This is a genomic window from Thalassotalea marina, assembly GCF_014656435.1.
Classification (GTDB): domain Bacteria; phylum Pseudomonadota; class Gammaproteobacteria; order Enterobacterales; family Alteromonadaceae; genus Thalassotalea_C; species Thalassotalea_C marina.
Window position 1 is genome coordinate 129,914 of sequence record NZ_BNCK01000001.1, and the last position, 14,295, is coordinate 144,208.

Below are 14,295 nucleotides of genomic sequence, written 5' to 3' on the forward strand. Positions count from 1 at the left end.
TTCCTTTTTGACGACTTATGTTAAAAAAATATAGGCTAGTGAGGATTACCTTGTAAAGTAACTGCTGGATTAAATACCTGCTTTAATTTGGCAGTGTAGATGCATCTCTACCAAACGATGTTGTGCAACCTTGCCGGCCTCACCATGATAAACAAAACCAAATTTTTCATAGTAGGGCTGCAGGTAATAATGCGCATTAATTTTAATGACATGAAAATTATGTGTTTGAGCATAATCTACTAACATTTGGATAAGAGGAGTTGCCAGTTTTAACCCTCGATAACTTGGTAACACAGCAATACGCGATATGACCGCTATATTTTCGGTTTTAGGGGTTAAGCGTGCGGTCGCAATAGGCTTTGCGCAATCATAAAGTACAACGTGGATTGAAGTTTGATCTAAGCCATCGAGATCATCCTCAGCTGAAATGCCTTGTTCTACTACAAATACTTGATGACGAATTTGTTGCCCTTGGCTAATGAGCTCGCTAGATTGTCCTAGTTTTGATTCCATATGCACACATCCTGTTAACGCGTTGCCATACTAGCGTTTAAAAATAGCGTGTGATAGTCGTCTAGATCAAGTTATGCTTATTTAATTGGTAAACTTATCGTTTGCTATTTTTTATTAGAGCGTAAACGTGTTCGTCACAATATTGCTCGTTTTGGTAAACGGCCATTTTGTGAATACCTTCTAAGTTAAATCCTGCCTTTTGCATTACCCTTATCGAGGCGTGATTGGGCGAAGAGACTGGATTGTAAATTCGGAATACGGAGGTTTCACTAAAGACTAAATCACAAAACTTAGTTACGGCCTTTGTCGCAATGCCCTTTTGCCAAAATTCAGGGGCTAACCAATAACCCAGTTCCGCTGCATGGGCATATTCATTTTGCTTAAGGTAAATACCAATGACTCCACAAAAATGGCCATGATAAGTAATGGCTTGTACCATGGCATTTTCCTGACTACCTGTCTCAATAAACCATTTCGCATCTTCATTAGAATATGGGCGTGGGATTTGGCTAGAAAGATATTGTGTGACAAGGTTATTATTTAACGCCGTGACTAAATGTTGTTGGTCGTTTAAATCAAGTGGTCGAAATATAATCATAAATAACGCTTATTTAACCGATTAACGACAAACATCTTCAAATAGCTGGTTTGCTAGATAACACATGGTCTCAGATTCTGGATGAGTGTGGGCATAGCTTCTTAAGCCATAAATCCCCATCACTAAGCTTTGTGCTCTTTGCAGCGGCGATCTCGCATTGTTAAGCTCACCTAATTGTTGTGCTTTTGCAAACATATCAACAAAACCCTGCTGCCAATCTAGCATGTTATTTGAAATATACTGCTCAACCAAAGGTTCTTGCTGTGCCAATTCATTCAGTGCCTTTTGTGATAAACAGACTTTCTCTGTACCACCTTGCGTGCAAGCAGTTACCGTATCTTCAAGATAATGTTTTAACCCGGTTAATACACTACTTTGGTTATCAAAATATTGCTTAAATTCATCGGCTTTATCTTTGTTGTATTGCTCAATCGCTGCAAGCAACAAGCCTTGCTTATTTTCAAATGCACAGTAAATAGAGCCAGGGTGTAAGCCTGTCGCTTGTTTTAAGTCTTGCATACTTGTTTTGGTGTAGCCCTTCACCATAAAAGCTTTGATAGCTGCCCTTAACACTTGTTCACGGTTGAACTCTGCACTGCGCATCATGATTCTCAAAATGAATAATTGCCGCATTGTAGCCTAATTTGAATACGTGTTCAAAATAGTTCTTGAATGATCATTCAAAAATAGTTAAGGTAAAAAAAATTAATTTGAATGAGCATTCAAGAAAAGAGATAGATTAGGATCAGATAATGACAGACAACTTATTCCAACCTTTTGCCCTAAACAGTGAAATTGAATTACAAAACCGAATTGTGATGGCGCCACTAACCCGTTGTATGGCAGACGACGATTTAGTGCCAACCCAACAAATGGTTGATTATTATGCTAAACGCGCAGACAGTGGTTTAATTATTTCAGAAGCAACCATAATTCGCCCTGATGGACAAGGTTATCCAAATACGCCTGGCTTGTTTTCACAGGCGCAAATAGGCGGCTGGCGAAAAGTCACGGCGGCGGTTCATGATAAAGGCGGCAAAATATTTGCCCAGCTTTGGCATACCGGGCGTGTTGCACATCCGTATTTCTTTGATGGCGACTATGTGCTTGCCCCTTCAGCACAACGCGTTGATGGCACTGTGCCGAGAATGCGTGATTTAATCTACACAACACCCAAAGCAGCAACTAAAGAAGAAATTGCTCAATTGGTTGAAGACTATGCTATCGCTGCCAAAAATGCTATTGATGCGGGTTTTGATGGTGTGGAAATACACGGCGCAAACGGCTATTTAATTGACCAATTTTTACATCACTCATCAAATAAACGTAATGATGAATTTGGCGAAACGCCTGAAAACATGTCGCGTTTTGCCTTAGCAGTGGTTGACGCCATTATTGATCGCATCGGTAAAGAAAAAACCGCGCTGCGCGTATCGCCTGGTGCATATTTTAATATGGAAGGTGACGCTCGTGATAAAGCGGTATTTGAATACTTATTACCAGAGCTGGAAAAGCGCGACTTAGCTTATTTACACGTTGGTATTTTTGAAGATTCAATGACGTTCGATTATCTAGGTGGCACGGCAAGTGAATTTATTCGAGCCAATTATGGTAAAACTTTTATCGGCAACGGCGGTTATACTGCAGAGTCGGGTAATGAAGCGATTAAAAACAATAAATTTGACTTATTGGCCATTGGACGCCCATTTATCGCCAACCCTGACTATATCAGCAAAGTCAAATCAGGTGAGGCACTTACCGACTACAGCGAAGAAATGTTAGCAGAGTTAGTATAAAGTTAGCGAAAGACCAAAAAAAGCCAACAAACGCATATATAAAGTTTGCTGGCTTTTAAGGCTTTAAATGTTTTAAATGTTTTAAATGTTTTCAGGTTATAGCTTAGGTATCGCTTGGCTGGCACCTAAACCTGCACCATATACAATGGCATTTAATAGCAGTCGATTGGTGGCTAAAGTTGATCCTCTAAACACTGGCTGGCCAGAAAATAAGATAATTTGACCTCGGCCTTTACGTTCTCTGGTTAAATAAGCAGAATTGGCGATACGTTGGCTTGCTTCTGGCCATAATAAACCACTCATACGCAAGGTTAATGCGTGATTTTCTGGCATGCTAGCCCAACCAATTTTATGGCTATTTGATTTATCTTTTTCATTAGTGGTTTTAGCTGGTTGATAAACACCATGCCTAACTGGTGAATCTACCCCATCTTTAGCCATTAATACTGGACCACGAGCTGTCATCACAGGGATAACTTTGGGAGCGCCAAAAGTAAGCCAATGTTTTTGATCTGTTCTTGCCGCAACAATCGACCCAGCAGGTCTAAACTTAGCTAACCATTGATCTTGCTTTTTAAGCTGCTTAACACTGGGGTTTTTTGCCTTCTCATCCCATGGATAGTTAATGTCGTCTGAGGCGTGATGTTGCCAAACATTAGCGATTTCAGGGTAACTTTCCTGTTGCGCAAGCCATTCCCGTTGCAGCGAAATGTCATATTGTTCGATATTGTCAAAGGTGTCTTGTAGCTGTCTCACTCGGCTAAATTTAGCATCTTTATTTGTTAAGCTTGCTGCTGAACCTTCAACGGCGATTATTGTTCCACCTGCTTCTGTCCAAGTTTCTATCGCTGAAATTTGGCTTTTACCTAAGGTACTTCCCCAAGATGATGGCAATACCAGTGTGTTATAACGTCTAAGGTCTGCATAATTTAATTGGTTGCTGTCGATATGAGAATGACGAATTCCAAGGTGTGTATCAATGCTGTGCCAAATTGAACCATAGTCTAGTGAATTAACGCCAGCGCCGGTTAATATTGCTATTTTGGGTTGTTGCAACATTTTAAAGTGAGCACCACCAATGTCTGGTAGATCTCGGTTACCTAAACCAGCACTTATCGCTTGCGCGCTGACTTGCATTTCTTTTGCTGTTTTCTCTATTACAGCATCAAGATCGGCTTTTAGGTATTCATTGTCATAGCGCGAAACGATAACAGAGCCACGGCTAATATTTACCCCATCTAATACAGTGTCTTTATCAATAATGCGTGTCATCACACCACGTTCCATCAAACGTGCGGCAAATCCGACGGAAGCATCATCTTCGCCGTCAATCACATACGCTATAGAGTTAGCCTTTTTAATGATGGCGGGGCGTTGTGCTGGTGTTTGATAAGGGCGAATATTTGTGTCAATGTCGCTGGCAATGGTCAGTGTTTCTAAGCCGTGAAGCATAGTAATATTCCATGCTGTGGCGTCATACATCATGCTTGAACCGTCACGCAATACACGTTGACGCTCCTTCACTAAAACGTCGTTGGAAATTTTAGTATCAAACTCCAACATGGTAGCGAGTAAACGACCTTGAGACTGGCGATTACGAAGAATTAAGGTGCCAACTGGTAATTCTTGTTCTACCGTTTCTCCTAATTGATTTTTTGCATTTTTTACTTTGGTTGGCTTTGTTGTTTGATACATTTCAAAGCCTTGCAGTTGCATCAGATCAACAAACTTTGCCATGCGTTGATGGTTTTTTGATGGTAATACAGCAAAAGTGCGATTGGCATAAGGGCTGTCTTTTGAAATTAACAGACGTTTGTCTTTAACAAAATCTCGATAAATTGCTTTAGAGTGTTTAGCTAAGGTTTTTAAATTGGCAATGCTACTGACCAGTTGCTGATCTACCGATTCGGCATAACTTTTTATTCTGCCATTGGGCTGCATGATACCGTCTTCTTTGATCCGTGCTTGCTCATAAATAATGTGAATCGAACCTCTAAATGCCGTGTAACTTGAATAACCTGGGTAGAGGTTTTCTAACCATTCTCCGGTAAAATAAGGCCAATTTTGTTGATCAAAGGCATTAGCTTGATCGGTTTCAAATTCTTCAGCCCATTGCCTAGACTTTTCCGACCAGTTACTGTTGATGGGGTCGCGTGCTAAGCCAAATAGATAAGAGGCCGTTGGTCCCATCTCATGGGCGTCAATCATCAACTGTGGGTTCCATTCGTTAACGGCTTTTACTATGCCGCGTGTTTCCGGTTGTACGCCTAAGATAAAGTCACGATTTAAATCAAAAAAGTAATGGTTACTTCTGCCAGTTGCCCATGCGTCAGTGTGTAATGCTGACTGACTATCAACGTTAGGTGCAACCCCTCGTCTTTGTTGAAGCTGTTTGGTAAAACGTGCTCGGCCATCAGGGTTCATTAGTGGGTCAATGATCACCACACTTTTATTTAACAGCGTTTTAATCTCTTGTTCTTCTGACGCAATTAGTTGATAAATCGCGGCAAGCGCAGCATCAGCGCCTGAACCTTCATTACCGTGAATTGAATAACCCATCCAAGCAACAGCAGGTAAACGGTCAATAATCGCCTTTTCTTGAGATTTACTCAGATCTTTTGGATTAGCTAATTTGCTAAGGTCTGACTTTATTTGCTCAACATTGGCTAAGTTTTCCGGTGAAGAAATGATGACATAATGCAGCGGTCTTCCTTCATGAGAGCGCGCATATTCGACAATTTGCATTCGATCGCTAGCTTGTTGCCACTGTTTAACTGCCTCTGTAATTTGCTCTGGCGTCGCGGCTCTTTGTCCAACGGGAAAACCTAAAATACTTTCTGGAGAGGGAATAGTTAAATTGAGTTGGCCACTGATTAGTGCCTTTTGATAATGCAACCCTTCGAGCTCGGTAGGACTAAGCTTGCTGTTGGCGAAGACTTGAGTGCTTATGGTTAAGCTGCTGGCTATGGCTAAGATGAGTAACTTGTTTCGATAGCGAATACGCATGTAAATTTCCTTATTGTTTTTATCTAATTGTTACAATATAACGTGAATTTTTATTGGGCAATTTTTGTACGACCAAATGCTAAAAGAAAGCGACCAATGTATTTTCAACAATAAAACAAAGCGTTAACTAGGGTTTTGCGTTGATTAAAACCCTTAAATACTTATACTGATGTTTGTTTTTAGAGCAAAATAAGGACCTTGCCTTGACAGTTAAATCCGTTTTATTTGCCGTAATTTGTGCAAGTTTTACCAGTACCGCCAGTGCTGATCTCAATCCTAAAAACTGGCGTTATGCGACCGATCCACACGGTAGTAAAGCGATTTACGACAAGCCATTAGTTAACGATGAATTTGTGGCAATTTCTTTTGTACGTGTACCCAGAGTTGATAAAGAAAATAACTCTTGGGTAGAGCTGATTTACGACCTACCAAATCAATCACTTAAGGATGCAATGCAAATTGAACTCACATACCAGAGTGATAAACCGCTAGTGATAAAGTTGTCACAAAAGCAATATGGTGGTGAGGGGGATGGCAGTTATGCGCATTATCAAACGATATTGCCTAAGGCTGACAACTGGCGCACACAAACCGTTAGCTTAGAAAGCTTTAGCCGACCTGATTGGACGCCGGCTTGGTCAAAAGATAAAGGTATTATCAAAGACAGTGTTTCTGCTCTTTACTTTGTACCGGATTTAAAAGATGAACAAGGTGGTGATGCCTTAATCAAAATAAAACATCTTTCTTTGATGAACTGATAGCTGTTGATTCAAATCACCACACTTTATATGTTGTTTTTTCTTGTAGCTATTTCAATTGGAGTTAGCTGCTAGTGTGATATTAAAAAACTTGCTGTGCAAAGGTAGCAGCATTTATGGCTTTAGTTTTATCGGGCGATTGAGCAAAAGACCTCCGCTAATGCACTAAAGCCAATGTTGACCATATCATTTGGGTACTTTTGAGCAAAATAAAAGGCCAAAGTGGCAGTCACTTTAGCCTTTTTAATCATTTATTCAATCGTTTTTATTAACTTACGACATTTTCTTCAATTGTTTTTTCCCCCGTGTCACTTGGCGAATTAACTTACCAAACTGGCGTTCTTTCTCACGCTTTTCTCTTAAGCTTGCGTGATTAAATGCCTGCTCTCGCAGCAGCTTTTGGTAGTTTTTAAAACGTCTAGTATCTAATTCTCCACCATCAATCGCACGCTGGACAGCACAATTAGGTTCGTCTTGGTGCTGACAGTCACTAAAACGACAATGTGAAGCGAGTTGTTCAATGTCTGCAAAGGTGGTGTGCAAACTTTCTTCACTACCAACAAGTTGCAGTTCTCGCATGCCGGGTGTGTCAATAATTACACCGTGCTCTGCGCTAATATAAACTGAGCGCGAGGTTGTGGTATGTTTGCCTTTATCATCACCTTGGCGAATATCATTAGTTAACGCAACCTCGTCTTGCACTAATTGGTTGATTAATGTCGATTTTCCGACTCCTGATGAACCAACAAATGACACCGTTTTACCTGATTTACACCAGGGTTGAAGCTGTTCAATTGCGCAACTTTCTAAGCCATTTATCGCAACGATTTCAAGTAAAGGATCAAGTGCTTGAACTTGAATGACTTTTTCTGCGACATCTTGGCATAGATCTGACTTACTTAAGATCACTACCGGTTCTACTTGAGCGTCGTGCGCTAAGGTTAAATAGCGCTCTAAACGGTTTAAGTTAAAATCTTGATTAAGTGACATCACGACAAACAGTGTATCTATGTTTGAGGTAATGTGCTGAAGCTTCATTTCGGCTCCAGCACCTTTTCTCGACAACAGCGTTTTACGCTCTAATAAGCGTTTAAATTGCTGATTTTGATCTAGTAAAAGCCAGTCACCGACAGTCATCATCGGTAAATTTGCATGAATAGGTAAACGCACTTGTTCACTGTTAGTTTGAACTATGTATTCGCTGCGATGATGGTTTATGACACGAGCACAAATACTGTGTTCATATTCTTCTAGTGTTAATTGTTGTTGATAAAATGGTTGCCAACCTAATTGGCTTAATGAATAAATAGTATTCATTGGAATATCCCTTCGTTTATGCGAAAAAATGCACAATAAGAAGTAGTAGGGATAATGAGATACATTAACCCCGTGTTAGAGAAACACCGGGCAGAGTTGAGATATGAGCTTGTCGTTTTTTATGCTAAAACTAGCGCTGACTCACTGCCGGGTGGGTTGAACTTACAATCATTAAATACTCCTTAAAAAATTATACTTATTGGAAAACACGGGTTGATTGATGGAAAATACTACACGCTATCGCTTGTGACAACAATAGCGCGTAACTGATTTGTTAAAATGTTTAACTAGCAAAACCTGCAGGCATTGATTTTTCGTGGCCATTAACAGAAAGCTGCTTAATTATTTCAGCTTTATTTGGATAAGCTTGGCAAAGCTCATTCACCGTTGCTGCTTCAAAACAGTCTCCAGTAAAGCCTGGCGCCATAGTACAACCAAAGAGTGCAAAACGTCCGCCTTCATTTAAGCAGCCCGCTTGCCAAACTCCCGCAGGTATAACGTATTGAACTAAATGCCCCTGAGTGGGATCCATGCCCATGACAATTTCTTCACTTGTTCCGTCAGGGTACAGTAAATAAAGCGTAAAGGGATCGCCGCCGTATACATGCCAAATTTCATCGTGTGTTAATTTGTGAAAACAGGAAACACTCTCAGGCGAATTGGCGTAAAGACCGATCATTGCTGTGCCCAGAGGCCCATTATCAGCGGTTACTTGCTCAGAACGATAAGTACTTGTAAATAACGTTCCTTCTACCGGCAGTCGCTGAAATTGATAATGGCGTATTATCGCCGCGGTATCAGGGTGAATGGGTTTAGCGTTAAATCGTTCGAGATCAATCACATCAATTATGGCGTTAGTATTTAATGCACCATAAAGGTGTGGAAATACGTCGTGGTCAAAGGCATTGGTAACTAATTTTCCTGCTGGCGCTTCATAGCGCAACTCAGCATCGAGTAAGCTGGTATCTATAATAAGCAATTTTAAATCGGTCTGCTCTGCATAAAAGCTATCAACTACCACTTGCACTTGATGATATCGACACAGGTGCATAAAGCCTTCTGTGACAATGCTGGGGGCTTGATAATGAGATTGCGCTAAGATGGTGTCGACTTGATCTGCGTAGGCAATACTATATACACAGTTGTCTTGCGGTGTTGTCATGATATATCTCAAGTACGAAGCGGGGGCTTATACTAAAACGGATCAGGCTCGTGGTGCAAAGAACAATTAATAAATAATGTAAATTACACCTATTGGCAAAAGTTTCGTTCAAAGTACTTTGTTCTCTAAAATAAAAGATTTTTTAACAATTCAGTATTTATTCATCTTTTTTTAGTATGCTGTAGCCAAGTCATTGATTTGTATCAATAGAGTTATGGAGTTCACGCACAATCATGGAGTATGAAAGGTTACCACCAAGGATTAAAAAAGTCCTCAAAACCACACAAAATGGCGACGTAGCTTTGCCACTTAACACAGAAATAACCTGTAAAGTTGCCGGAATTCTCTGTTTGATACCAAGCATTATCAGTGTATTGATGCTTGTAGTTGCCGGAAATAGCAGTAGCTTATTCTTTATTTTAGGTGCATTGGTTTTTTCTTTGGCGAGCTTCTTATTGCTGGGCAAGCGAAAGCGCTTTGTTTTTGATAAGCAATCCCTGCAGTTGAACTTAGTGATGTCAATTTGGCAATGGGGACATAAGCAGCAAGTTGTTGGCAAGTTGACAGAATTTGAATGTGTTATTAGCCGATTAGAAAACTCAGGTGACTATTTAGTAAAGTTTGCTGGCGAGCAATATCACCTTAAGCGGCGAGAAGAAGCTTTTGCTATGGTGGAGTTTATTGCAACGAACTACTCGATTAAGTGTGCAGAAACGATTTCAGATTGGCCAAATAAAAAAGCAATATTTCAAACGCCTGTTGAGCATGAACATGAGTATGAAAAAGAACAACAAAGCCAGCAATCAGTCGAGAACAATGATTTAAGTAATTTAGGGCAAACATCATTCGAGATTATTAAAATTTGGTCGCTAAGGAGTTTGTTAACGCTATCCATTCCGTTTTGGGTTTTCACTGCGTTAGCTGGCTTTATGCAAATTTGGAGGCAATGGTAATGTTTAAAGTGCTTTCTGATAGTAAAGGGATTTATCGACCGCTAACCAGAGTAAAGTTATTGGTGATGCTTGTCAGTGCTTTCATTTTTATCATAGGCTTGATGAATGTGTATTTTGCTGATGGCAACAAAGACTTACCCATTTGGGCAACGGGCTTTTTTTGCTGGTTAGGTTGGGTTGGGTTGTTTACCCGTTATCATTGTCAATTTGATCTAGCAAAAGGTGAGGTGAGGGCAAAAGCTAGTAGTCTTTTCCCTATTTTTGAACGTCGTTACAATTTAGCTCAGGTTAAAGGCTTTAGAGCATTAGCGCGCACTGGAATGCAACGGGATTACTGCGTGTATATGGTACTTAATAACAATACTCATGTGGTCATTGCTAATTTACCGGGGCGGGCAATAGCAGCGAGTGAATGTGAAAAAATAGCTGAGTTTACCCAAAAGCCGCTTGAAATTAATTTAGGGCAAACGGAGTAATAAAGATTGTAAAGTTAATAAATAAGAGGTGCCGTAGCACCTCGATGATTTTGCAATTATTTATCTGATAGCAGATATTTATCTAACCACTGCTCTTGTTCCCAGAGCACGTGCAAAATGCTTTCTCTTGCACGGTAGCCATGACCTTCATATGGTAACATCACAAGGCGAGCATCTTTTCCTAGGCCTTTTAATGCATTGTACATACGTTCTGACTGCATTGGGAAGGTGCCCGAGTTTGGATCGTCTTTACCGTGGATCATCAACATAGGTTCATCGATTTTTTCCGCATGGAAAAACGGCGACATAGTGGCATAGACTTGTTGGCCATCCCAAAAGTTACGTTCTTCACCTTGGAATCCAAACGGTGTTAATGTTCTGTTGTAAGCGCCACTGCGAGCAATACCCGCTTTAAACAGATCACTGTGTGCCAGCAAGTTAGCTACCATGAAGGCACCGTAAGAATGCCCTGCAATAGCAATTTTGTCTTTATCAGCAACGCCTTTTTCCACTAATACGTCAACAGCGGCCTTGGCACTTGCAACAAGCTGAGAGCGAAATGTATCGTTTGGCTCTTTGCCTTCTGCACCCACAATTGGCATTTTTGGATCGTCAAACACCGCGATGCCTTTCGCTAAATAAGGCATTGGGCCCCAGTAACCGATATAAGTGAATTCATAGGGTGAATCACGTACTTGAGAGGCAACGGCTTTGTCTTTGTACTCCAGAGGATAAGCCCACATTAATACTGGGATTGGCCCTTTAGATTTATCATAACCTGGCGGTAGATATAGAGTGCCACTGAGTTCAACGCCATCGTCGCGCGTGTATTTAACTAACTCTTTATTCAAGTTTTTAAATTCAGGGTAAGGGTGAGCGAAGTCGGTAAACTGTTTAACTGATTTATCTTTTAAGTTATGGACAAAAAAGTTTGGCTGTTCAGTTTTAGATTCACGAATAGTCATAAAGTTATCACCTGCATCATCTAATACAGTGACTACACGCTCATAATAAGGAGCTTGGCTGTGCCAAATACGCGTTTTTTGATTAGTTTTCACATCATAACGGTCAAGAAATGGCACATTACCTTTTGGTGAGGCACCATTGCCTGTTAGCATCATGTATCTATCGCCAACAATTTTTAAGGTATAGCGACCAAATTTATTTTGCTCGTAGACAAAATTCCCCGGATCTTTGTAAACATCATTATATGAACGCTCAACAAACAGGCGTCTGTTGTTGTCAGCGTCTTGTGGGTTGATGATAAAGGTGCGAAGTTTACGGTCGCTAAAGCGCCATTCTGTCAATAGGGCAATATTATCATTACCCCACTCAATACCTGAGTAACGTCGCTCTGTTTTAGCAAAAAGATTTGGCTTTTTGTTAAATGGTGCAGCTAAGCTGTAAACATAGTCGTGATGGGCAACGTCGGTTTTCATTGAACCGCCGTCTTGTGCTTCAGCCCAGATAAGCGTTGAAGGTTTATCACTACGCCACTCAATATCACGCTTACCGGTTCTAACACTGTCAAACCCTTGCGGAATGTTTTCAGCGAGTGGTTGACGCTCAATTTCTTTTACCAAGTTGCCTTTGTTATCGATAACACTCCAGGTTGTTGCAAAGCGAGAGTAAGGTACGATGTAAGAAAACGGCTCTTGAATTTGGCCAATTAAAATATGTTTGGCATCGGGCGATGTTCTAAACCCTCTTAACAGTGAAGGTTTACCTAAGCTCTCTACTGAACCATCAAGAGAAACTTTAACTAATTGCCCCAAGCCATAATATTTAAACAAGGCTTTATCATGTGGCGTAGCAAGTAAGTTTTGATAGGTACGTACCGGCGCTTTATCACCTGAAGTTTGGGAAATTACCGGGGTCGCCGTACTCAAAGATTCAACCGGCGCTGTTTTCCCCTTGTTAACGGCCTTATTAGCTAATAAACCTGAACTGTCTGGTAGCCACCTGTATGGTCTTGAGGTGATAACTGAGTTAAGGGCTAATCCGTCAACTTTTTGTAGCTTATTATCTGCGATTGAGTATAGGTACAAATTGGCTTGATCTTGTTGCTCAATAATAAAAGCAAAGTGTTTACTGTCAGGTGACCAAGAAGGCGATAAAATTGTCCCAGCTGGCAAATCTGTTATTTCAAATGTTGCTTGGTTTTCAATATTTTTAAATGAGATAGATAAATACTTTGAGCCAGGGCGGGCTTGTGAGAAGTTTGCTGGGTTAAGCTTAATTCCCGCTAGTTTTAACTCCGACTTGGCTAAATCACTTAATTTGGCGATACGCTGACGCTCTAGAAATGTCATCCATTGATTGTCAGGAGAAATTCGAGTCGTTGGGGCTAACTTGGCATCAACCAAATTAGCCAAACTTTGAGAGGGAACTTGGTACCCTTGATCACTTGCTTGCGCATATTCAAGCGGCAGCAAAGCAATGCTCAAAGCTAATGCAATAGAGGCTTTTTTCATCAGTTATTCCTTTATTATTGTTGGTATTTGGTCTGGTATAACACACAAATTACCGTTGCCATTTACGAGTGTCGCTAACAATGTAATTGCTTGCAAAGGGTATAGAGAAATAAATGTTAAAAATTGTGTCATTTATTTTTCTGTCAATGATAGCAACGTTACACTCGTTAGTTTGAAGTAACACACCTTTATTTTGATCGATTAATTCCTGCTTTAATGAAGCTTTATCGCGTTAAATGGTGAAGTGGTCTCAAAGGTGATATTTTCTTTGTGTTAACTTATTGTAAATGTTGGCGCTGTTATGTTATAACAATACCTGTGTGTGATAATATAACAATCTGTTGTTCGCTATGTAAATAACTTATTGTTTTTCGTTAATTAATATTTTGCGCTTTAGTTTTAATCACACAAAACAGTACCGAATTTTAGGTATCGCGGGTGTATGTATTATTGCATGCACCCATTTTTTATTTGTTATGTTATAACGTAGGTTGAGTTATGTTGGAAATAAACAATCTGTCAAAACAGTTTGGTGACAAACGAGCGCTCAATGGCGTGTCATGTTCAGTAAAGTCTGGCGAAATTATGTGCCTGTTAGGGGCAAATGGTGCAGGTAAAAGTACTACAGTAAACTTATGTCTTGGTTTTATTAAGCCAGATTCAGGCACCATTTCAATAGATGGTGAACTTGTAGATTTTGATAAAAAAGAATCTTTGGCGAATAGTCGCCAAAAACTGGTGTACATACCTGAGCAAATGAATCTTTATCAAGATTTTAATGCCATCGAAAACATTCAATATTTGGCAAAGTTAAGCGATATTTCGCCAAACGTAAATGAAATTCAAGAGGCGCTAACGGCAACAGGCCTTGAGTCGGCAGCGTGGAATAAGCCATTAAAAAATTATTCTAAAGGTATGCGCCAAAAAGTAGGTATTGCCTTTGCCATTGTTAGAAAAGCAAAAGTGTTGCTACTTGATGAGCCAACCTCTGGATTAGATCCAAGTGCGACCATCGAATTTATTAATATTATTAAAAAACTAGCAGAAAAAGGTGCAGCAATCTTTATGGTAACGCACGACTTTTACTGCGCCCATTCTTTAGCCAATAAAATTGGCATTATGAATCAAGGCAATATGGTGGAGTTTTTAGATAATAATCAATTGTCTCTCTCGTCATTAGAGCAAATTTATCACCAATCAGTTAACCCTGTTTCAAGCAGTAAAGTTGCCTAATAAGTTGTT

Annotated in this window: 12 protein-coding genes; 5 read left to right on the forward strand and 7 right to left on the reverse strand. The window is 40.2% G+C overall.

What is annotated here, in order from left to right:
- Positions 1-69 precede the first annotated feature (69 nt).
- From IE199_RS00555 to IE199_RS00565, 3 genes are all read right to left on the reverse strand, one after another.
- Complete coding sequence (locus tag IE199_RS00555) at positions 70-513, reverse strand: GNAT family N-acetyltransferase (protein ID WP_189766773.1); 444 nt, start codon at positions 511-513, stop codon at positions 70-72.
- A gap of 94 nt (positions 514-607) precedes the next feature.
- Positions 608-1,111 carry a GNAT family N-acetyltransferase gene (locus IE199_RS00560; RefSeq protein WP_189766774.1) on the reverse strand — a complete coding sequence of 168 codons (504 nt, stop codon included), beginning with the start codon at positions 1,109-1,111 and terminating at the stop codon, positions 608-610.
- A gap of 21 nt (positions 1,112-1,132) precedes the next feature.
- Entirely contained in the window at positions 1,133-1,714 is a 582-nt protein-coding gene (locus tag IE199_RS00565; protein WP_189767284.1) for a TetR/AcrR family transcriptional regulator, read from the reverse strand.
- 149 nt (positions 1,715-1,863) lie between these two features.
- Between IE199_RS00565 and IE199_RS00570 the strand changes: the two genes are divergently transcribed.
- Entirely contained in the window at positions 1,864-2,907 is a 1,044-nt protein-coding gene (locus IE199_RS00570; RefSeq protein WP_189766775.1) for an alkene reductase, read from the forward strand.
- Positions 2,908-3,003: 96 nt separating this feature from the next.
- Here the strand turns inward: IE199_RS00570 and IE199_RS00575 are convergent, their stop codons facing one another.
- A complete protein-coding gene (locus IE199_RS00575; RefSeq protein ID WP_189766776.1) occupies positions 3,004-5,913 on the reverse strand; it encodes a M14 family zinc carboxypeptidase in 2,910 nt (969 codons plus the stop codon).
- A gap of 203 nt (positions 5,914-6,116) precedes the next feature.
- On the opposite strand from IE199_RS00575, the gene IE199_RS00580 reads away from it, so the two are divergent.
- Positions 6,117-6,671 (forward strand): hypothetical protein, encoded by a 555-nt coding sequence (locus IE199_RS00580; protein ID WP_229854444.1) that lies wholly within the window; start codon positions 6,117-6,119, stop codon positions 6,669-6,671.
- 273 nt (positions 6,672-6,944) lie between these two features.
- Here IE199_RS00580 and rsgA read toward each other — a convergent pair whose 3' ends face one another.
- Together rsgA and IE199_RS00590 are read right to left on the reverse strand one after the other, a co-directional pair.
- The gene (gene rsgA / locus IE199_RS00585) at positions 6,945-7,988 is read right to left on the reverse strand and encodes a ribosome small subunit-dependent GTPase A (protein ID WP_189766777.1); all 1,044 of its coding nucleotides are present in this window, start codon (positions 7,986-7,988) and stop codon (positions 6,945-6,947) included.
- Positions 7,989-8,271: 283 nt separating this feature from the next.
- A complete protein-coding gene (locus IE199_RS00590) occupies positions 8,272-9,150 on the reverse strand; it encodes a cupin domain-containing protein (protein ID WP_189766778.1) in 879 nt (292 codons plus the stop codon).
- Positions 9,151-9,383: 233 nt separating this feature from the next.
- Between IE199_RS00590 and IE199_RS00595 the strand changes: the two genes are divergently transcribed.
- Both IE199_RS00595 and IE199_RS00600 read left to right on the forward strand, forming a co-directional pair.
- Positions 9,384-10,103 (forward strand): hypothetical protein, encoded by a 720-nt coding sequence (locus tag IE199_RS00595; protein WP_189766779.1) that lies wholly within the window; start codon positions 9,384-9,386, stop codon positions 10,101-10,103.
- Positions 10,103-10,579 (forward strand): hypothetical protein, encoded by a 477-nt coding sequence (locus IE199_RS00600; protein WP_189766780.1) that lies wholly within the window; start codon positions 10,103-10,105, stop codon positions 10,577-10,579. The genes IE199_RS00595 and IE199_RS00600 overlap by 1 nt, the downstream gene beginning before the upstream one ends.
- Positions 10,580-10,635: 56 nt before the next feature.
- Here IE199_RS00600 and IE199_RS00605 read toward each other — a convergent pair whose 3' ends face one another.
- A complete protein-coding gene (locus IE199_RS00605; protein ID WP_189766781.1) occupies positions 10,636-13,053 on the reverse strand; it encodes an alpha/beta hydrolase family protein in 2,418 nt (805 codons plus the stop codon).
- A 498-nt stretch (positions 13,054-13,551) separates the two neighbouring features.
- On the opposite strand from IE199_RS00605, the gene IE199_RS00610 reads away from it, so the two are divergent.
- On the forward strand, positions 13,552-14,286 hold the full coding sequence (locus tag IE199_RS00610) for an ABC transporter ATP-binding protein (RefSeq protein WP_189766782.1): 735 nt from the start codon (positions 13,552-13,554) through the stop codon (positions 14,284-14,286).
- Positions 14,287-14,295: the final 9 nt, after the last annotated feature.